Origin of the sequence: uncultured Nostoc sp. (genome assembly GCF_964245575.1) — a bacterium.
In the GTDB taxonomy this organism is placed as follows: Bacteria; Cyanobacteriota; Cyanobacteriia; order Cyanobacteriales; family Nostocaceae; genus Nostoc.
This window is the reverse complement of record NZ_CAXTNP010000374.1, coordinates 1-6292: the sequence shown is the minus strand read 5'-3', so window position 1 is coordinate 6292 and position 6292 is coordinate 1. Positions and strand designations below refer to the sequence as shown.

General features: G+C 42.2%; 7 protein-coding genes and 1 pseudogene. 6 read left to right on the top strand and 2 right to left on the bottom strand.

The features are described 5' to 3' along the window. Positions 1 to 42 precede the first annotated feature (42 nt). Positions 43 to 477, bottom strand: a pseudogene (locus ACFFAP_RS34710) (hypothetical protein); the annotation flags it as partial. Between the two features lie 240 nt (positions 478 to 717). On the opposite strand from ACFFAP_RS34710, the gene dacB reads away from it, so the two are divergent. Then, entirely contained in the window at positions 718 to 2163 is a 1446-nt protein-coding gene (gene dacB, locus ACFFAP_RS34705; protein WP_375515468.1) for a D-alanyl-D-alanine carboxypeptidase/D-alanyl-D-alanine-endopeptidase, read from the top strand. 17 nt (positions 2164 to 2180) lie between these two features. Here the strand turns inward: dacB and ACFFAP_RS34700 are convergent, their stop codons facing one another. Further along, entirely contained in the window at positions 2181 to 2684 is a 504-nt protein-coding gene (locus ACFFAP_RS34700) for a GNAT family N-acetyltransferase (RefSeq protein WP_375515466.1), read from the bottom strand. Positions 2685 to 3025: 341 nt separating this feature from the next. Here ACFFAP_RS34700 and ACFFAP_RS34695 point away from each other — a divergent pair, with 341 nt between their 5' ends. The 5 genes from ACFFAP_RS34695 to ACFFAP_RS34675 form a co-directional block, all read left to right on the top strand. Beyond that, positions 3026 to 3487 (top strand): helix-turn-helix domain-containing protein, encoded by a 462-nt coding sequence (locus ACFFAP_RS34695; RefSeq protein ID WP_375515465.1) that lies wholly within the window; start codon positions 3026 to 3028, stop codon positions 3485 to 3487. Positions 3488 to 3491: 4 nt separating this feature from the next. Beyond that, the gene (locus ACFFAP_RS34690) at positions 3492 to 3944 is read left to right on the top strand and encodes a PIN domain-containing protein (protein WP_375515464.1); all 453 of its coding nucleotides are present in this window, start codon (positions 3492 to 3494) and stop codon (positions 3942 to 3944) included. A 36-nt stretch (positions 3945 to 3980) separates the two neighbouring features. Beyond that, on the top strand, positions 3981 to 4322 hold the full coding sequence (locus ACFFAP_RS34685; protein WP_375515463.1) for a hypothetical protein: 342 nt from the start codon (positions 3981 to 3983) through the stop codon (positions 4320 to 4322). Between the two features lie 58 nt (positions 4323 to 4380). After that, on the top strand, positions 4381 to 5427 hold the full coding sequence (locus ACFFAP_RS34680) for a zinc-dependent dehydrogenase (RefSeq protein ID WP_375515467.1): 1047 nt from the start codon (positions 4381 to 4383) through the stop codon (positions 5425 to 5427). Positions 5428 to 5521: 94 nt separating this feature from the next. Beyond that, positions 5522 to 6292 (top strand): inorganic phosphate transporter (locus ACFFAP_RS34675; protein WP_375515462.1); only part of this gene is annotated, 771 nt, incomplete at its 3' end.

The following is a 6292-nucleotide window of genomic DNA, read 5'->3' as shown; positions in this document are numbered from 1 at the left end:
CTTTTCCTGCACCCTCTTGACAAATGTGCAATTATCTTAACCTCTCACTGATGGGCTAGTGTCAGGATTGCGGGCTGTTGTACTAGCAACCGATATAATATCGCTACCAACAACTCCGTCTGTGGCAAGGCGACGAATACGCATTTGCAAATTTACCACATCACGGTTTCCAGTTTCTGGATCTTTAATTCGCTTTGCTGAAAGTAACTCAACTTCTGCCTTTTTACCAAAAGCAGGCTGCACAAACTGACCAGGGCTAATTGCTGAGGTTGTAGCAGTGGCTGGCGATGATGAAGCCGTTGCTTGGGGAGAAGTTGTAGCTGTAATACTTGGCACTTGAGTGGGAATAGTGTTACTGACTGTATTATTGGCATTTAGTGTCTGTCGCAGCGTTAAAACTTCGTAAGCTACATAACCGCTACATCCTAAAGCCAAAGTAGAGAGTAATACAGCCACACCAGATAAAAATGTACTCACACCATTGCCTCGATTCCGTATTTGTGTATATTCAGGCTGACTTACGTTTCTATTTTGTAGTCCCATAAACTATGTTTGTGTGATCGCCCACGTATGAAACATGTAAACATCTTCCTTATACTAATTAAGTAACTTTACTGAGCTAATTCTTCTTTCTCCGGAAAGAAGTTGTTAGCAAGATAAAAATATCTATCTTTAGGATAAGGAGTATTGGTGAGACTTAAGATTTTAAATCAACCACTGGGTATTTTGTTAATATTTTTGACTAGCCAGATAGCATTTAATTCTAGAGTTGGTAAAGCACAAACCCCAGTCGCACCAACAACTACCACAAAATCAATTTGCTCTACCCAACTGGGAACAGCTATAGATGCTGTAATCAATCGTCCCTTATTTAGTCGGGGGCGCTGGGGAATTTTGGTACAACCTCTGTCAACCGGGCAAACTCTTTACAGTCGGGATGCTCAGAAATATTTTACTCCCGCGTCTAACCTCAAATTGCTGACAACAGCTGCTGCATTGCAGGAATTGGGCGCTAATTTTCGGATTCGCACCTCTATTTATCAGAATGGCAATGGTGTTTTTCGTGTTGTCGGTAGGGGAGATCCCAGCTTAACTGATACTCAACTGCAAACATTAGCACAGCAGCTAAAACAGAAAGGTATTACCCAAATTCAGCAGTTGATAGTTGATGATAGTTATATTCAAGGAGATATTGTTAACCCCACCTGGCAATGGGAAGATGTGCAGTCAGACTATGGCGCACCAGTCAGCAGCTTTATTTTAAATCAAAATATTTTTAGCTTAAAACTTGTACCGCGAGCTGTAGGTAAATCTTTACAAGTCGTGTGGACTGATCCTGGCGAGGCGAAACAGTGGCGGATAATTAATCAGTCAGTAACAGTTGCCCAAAATCAACCAAGCTACGTTAATGTTACCCGCGAATTATCAGGAACAGTATTACGAATTCAAGGACAACTGACAACGAATTCTGAACCGTCTTTAATAGATTTGCCTGTAGTTGATCCTAATTATTACTTCTTACGGCGCTTCCGTACTGCTTTGGCAACAGAAAAAATTACCTTGGGGCAAACATTAGTAGTAAATGGTGGTATTAATCAACAGGAAATAGCATTTGTAGAGTCGCCATCTTTATCTGAATTATTAATGGAAACTCTTCAAAATAGTAATAATCTTTATGCTGAAGCACTACTAAGAGCATTAGCTGTGAAAAAAACCAGACTTAAAAATCAGACTAGTGCTGATGTCGGTTTAGAAGTTGTGAAAGCGAGTTTAACTCGATTGGGAGTTGATCCAGCAAATTATGTTTTAGTGGATGGTTCAGGTTTATCACGTCGTAACTTAATCACACCAGAAGCTTTTGTACAAACTTTGCGAGGAATCGCAAGAACACCAACAGCATATATATATCGTACATCTTTACCCATAGCGGGTAAAAGTGGAACCTTGAAAAACCGCTTTGAAAACACATCTGCTGAGGGCATTGTCCAAGCAAAAACAGGTACGTTAACGGGGGTAATTTCTCTATCTGGATATATGAATGCGCCGAAGTATGAGCCGCTAGTTTTTAGTATTATCGTGAATCAATCGGAGCAACCTGCAACAGTTGTGCGCCAGGCAATTGATGAAATTGTTGTGTTTTTAACACAGTTGCAGCGTTGTTAATATTATTGCCAGCAAAATTAAACAATAGGTTTATTAATTCGGAGTCCCATGATTATTAAGTCCCGTTCAACGTTGTCAATTTCAGCAACTTTAGGTAAATTTCCCCAAGGTTGAAAACCAAATATTTCAAAAAGTTTTAAACTGGGTTGATTGTGGGCAAAAATGAAGCATAGTAGAGTCTTTAAACCCAAACTAGGACTTTCACTAATTGCTTGTGCTAATAGTTGTCGTCCCAAACCACATCGATGAAAGCCAGGGGCTATGTAAATACTAATTTCGGCAGTCTTACTATAGGCGGGCCGCCCATAAAAGGATTGGAAACTCAGCCATCCAGCAATTACTCCCTCTACTTCGATTACCCAAAGTGGGCGTTGTGAAGGCGATCGCGCCTTAAACCAAGGAAGGCGACTTTCTACAGATACTGGCTCTAAATCAGCAGTTGCCATGCCACTAGGAATTGCAGCATTATAAATTGCCACAATTGCAGGCAAGTCAGTTTCAGTTGCATGGCGAATAGTCATTGCTACCGTCTCGGAAAAATCTTGAGAAAATATTCAAAAATAATACAGCGTTACGAAAGCCGTAACACTATCTCACCAGAATAGTTTTGGCTCCCCGTCGCGCCGCTTGGATAGCAGTTGCAGTTCCTCCGGTTCTTTCATCGATAACTAAGACATCAGATGTATATGTCTGACGAGCCATCCCTTAACCTCTCTGAGTTTTCGACATATTTTCTCCAGATAGCTTGGACTCAGACAAGATAATTTATTTTATTTTTCGGATATTTCGTTTATGTAGTGTGTATTATTAAGATAGTGAATTTAAGTGACGGCGTAACGTACCACAACACAGGATTACCAGGATGTCTAAGCATAGCGTGCTTTCAGAGTCTGTAATATCTCCACAGCTAGAAGCTCAATCTATCGAACTGGAGCGCATACTGAGCGTTAAAGGTTCTCAGGCAAAACTGGTAGGGGCTAACGGAGAAAAAATTACCATTCCTGAACCGATTTATCAAGTGCTGCTTCAAGTTGTCCACGCAATGGCATCAGGTCAAGCTATATCCATAGTCCCTCAAGAGCAGGAACTGACGACACAACAAGCGGCTGAATATCTGAACGTATCACGTCCCTACCTGATCAAGTTATTAGAACAGGGTGACATTCATTACATCAAGGTGGGTTCGCATCGCCGGGTTCGTTTTGATGATTTAATGAAATATAAACAACACAGGGACACCAAGCGCCGAGAAGGTTTGAAGGAATTGACTCAATTTCTGCAAGATGAGGGATTCTATGATGAGGAGAGTAGCAAATTAGACTAATAAGATGCTTTCTTTCTCTGTTGTTCTGGACTCCTGCGTTATCTACCCCATGCCTCTGTGTGATACCTTATTGCGTGCTGCTGAGGCAGAACTTTACCAAATTCATTTTTCCCAAGAAATTCTAGAAGGTGCTACTCGCAACCTTGTAAAAAACGGAAAGATGACAGATGCCAAGGCAGCACGCTTTCAAGAAATGCTCAAGATGCACTTTCCTGAAGCAATCGTGGAAGTACCAGAACAGCTAGTTGCATCAATGACAAATGATCCAGGCGATTACCATGTTGTCGCTGCTGCTATAGTTGCCAAGGCAAAAGTAATTGTTACTGCGAATTTAGATGACTTTGCAGCAGAAGCTTTAAAGCCTTGGGATATTGAGGCTTGGCATCCAGATGATTTTTTGGTTTATCTTAATGACCAATTCCCAGGAAGAATGATTCAAGTAATTCGGCAGCAATGAGAGGATCTCAAGAACCCTCCACTGACTGTTGCTGAATTGCTAGATAAGTTAGAAAAAAATAATGTTACAAAATTTGCTGGTAGCATTCGCTTCCATGAATATTCTGATGTAATCGTGCAAATTGCCAAAACAACCTTGAAGAGTAAGTTTGCAAGAATAGCACCAGAGGGTGGTCGATACCTTGAGGGTGAACGATATCGACTCTGGCAAAAAACAGGGATTTTAACAATTACGGCTAAAGACAACCGAGGGGAAATCCTGCGAGTTGACAATGGGAAAATTCAGGGAAGTCTTTTATCTGAGGACATTAAGGCATTCCAAATCTTTGAACAAACCTTAGAACTAGAACAGGCTAAGACACAGAAATCACAAATCTGATAGCCTAACGTTGACTGCTAATGTTACATCTAGTATCGTCGAGCGGGAAAAAACCAACGTGAAAGCACAGGTATTTAGAGGCGTCAATCAACTGTCTTACGAAGATATCCCAGTTCCAACTTTAGAACCAGATGAAGTGCTGGTACAGGTGCGGGTTGTGGGGTTGTGTCAGTCAGATATAAAAAAAATTCGTTATCCACTGTATGAACCGCCGCGCATTTTTGGACATGAAACTGCCGGTACGATCGCAGCATTAGGCTCTCAAGTAAAAGGTTGGCAAGTAGGACAACGGGTAGCGGTAATGCACCACATCCCCTGTATGCGTTGTGCCTACTGCTTAAATGATAATTTCTCCATGTGTGATGTTTACAAAAACATTTCCACAACCGCAGGCTTTAACGCCAGTGGCGGCGGTTTTGCCGATTATGTCAAGGTTCCCGGACATATTGTCCAAAATGGTGGGCTGATTCCCATCCCTGATAACATCAGTTTTGAAGAAGCCAGTTTTGTAGAACCGACTAACTGCTGCTTGAAAGCTGTGAAAAAAGCCCAAATTGCCCCAGGACAAACTGTGTTAGTTACTGGTGCTGGGCCAATTGGGCTAATGTTTATCATGTTGGTGAAGTATTTTGGAGCAAAAGCGATCGCCACCGATTTACTGCCCTCTAGAATTGAAAAAGCCTTGAGTGTCGGTGCAGAGGCGGCTTTTGATGCTCGTGATCCCGATTTATCAGCAAAAATCCATGCGCTAACTGGTGGACTGGGTGTTGATATTACCCTGCTGGCTGTTCCTAGCGAGAAAGCTTTCTTTCAAGCACTTGATAGTACCCGCAAAGGTGGCAAAATCTTGTTTTTCGCGGAATTCCCCGATCAGGTGGAAATTCCCATCAACCCTAATATCCTCTACCGTCGAGAAATTGACTTGATAGGAAGTTATAGCTCATCTTACCGGCTTCAGAGTCTTTCAGCTGATATTGTATTTAATCAGCGAATTGACGTGCAAGCTTTGATTAGCGATCGCTATCCATTAAAAGATTTATCAGCAGCTGTGGAAGTTGCGACCGCACCCACACCGGATACTTATAAAATCTTAATTTATCCGTAAAAGGGGGATCAGGGGGATCTCTTCAATTTTGAATGCGTGAATTTTGAATTGTGATCTCCCCCTGCTCCCTCATCCCCCTATCAGCCTCCAAAAAATGCTTATTACCCTAGTTGCAGTCGCTCTACTAGCTTTCTACGTCGCCTGGAATCTCGGAGCAAACGATGTTGCTAACGCAATGGGAACCTCTGTAGGTTCCAAAGCTGTTACCCTCAAACAGGCACTAATAATTGCTGGGGTATTAGAGTTTACGGGTGCTGTATTGTTTGGGCATGAGGTAACCCAAACCCTAGCGACGAAAATTGCTAATCCCGTCTTATTCGCAGCTACACCCCAAATATTCGTTGTTGGGATGATAACGGTACTAATATCGTGTGGTGTGTGGTTGCAAATTGCCACATCACGCGGTTTACCTGTATCCTCTTCTCATGCAGTTGTTGGTGCGATCGCGGGGTTTAGTTGGGTAGCTTTAGGAGTAGGTGCAATTGATTGGTCATCAATTGGCTTGATCACCATTGGCTGGGTTTTAACGCCATTAATTAGTGGTGCGATCGCTGCTTTATTCTACAGTCAAATAAAGCACTGGATTTTAGATCAACCCAATCAAGTAGTGCAGTTACAAGAATGGATTCCCTGGTTGAGTACTGCACTGCTAGGTATATTCGGCGTAATTGTATTACCATCGCTGACTCAACCGCTAACCAATTTTGTAATTGAGCAAATTGGTTTTACAATCCCTGCTTACGACATCCCACTGTTAACTGGTGCAGTAGCAGCAGTTGGACTCACAATTATTAGTTGGCGACAGTTAAAAGAAACAGAAAAAGTCTTTCTCACTTCCCAATCCCCAATCCCCAATCCCCAGTCT

Excerpts from the sequence above, each read along its gene's own strand:
- ACFFAP_RS34695 (WP_375515465.1), top strand. The coding sequence starts at position 3,026 with ATGTCTAAGCATAGCGTGCTTTCAGAGTCTGTAATATCTCCACAGCTA.
- ACFFAP_RS34690 (WP_375515464.1), top strand. The coding sequence starts at position 3,492 with ATGCTTTCTTTCTCTGTTGTTCTGGACTCCTGCGTTATCTACCCCATG.
- ACFFAP_RS34700 (WP_375515466.1), bottom strand. The coding sequence starts at position 2,684 with ATGACTATTCGCCATGCAACTGAAACTGACTTGCCTGCAATTGTGGCA.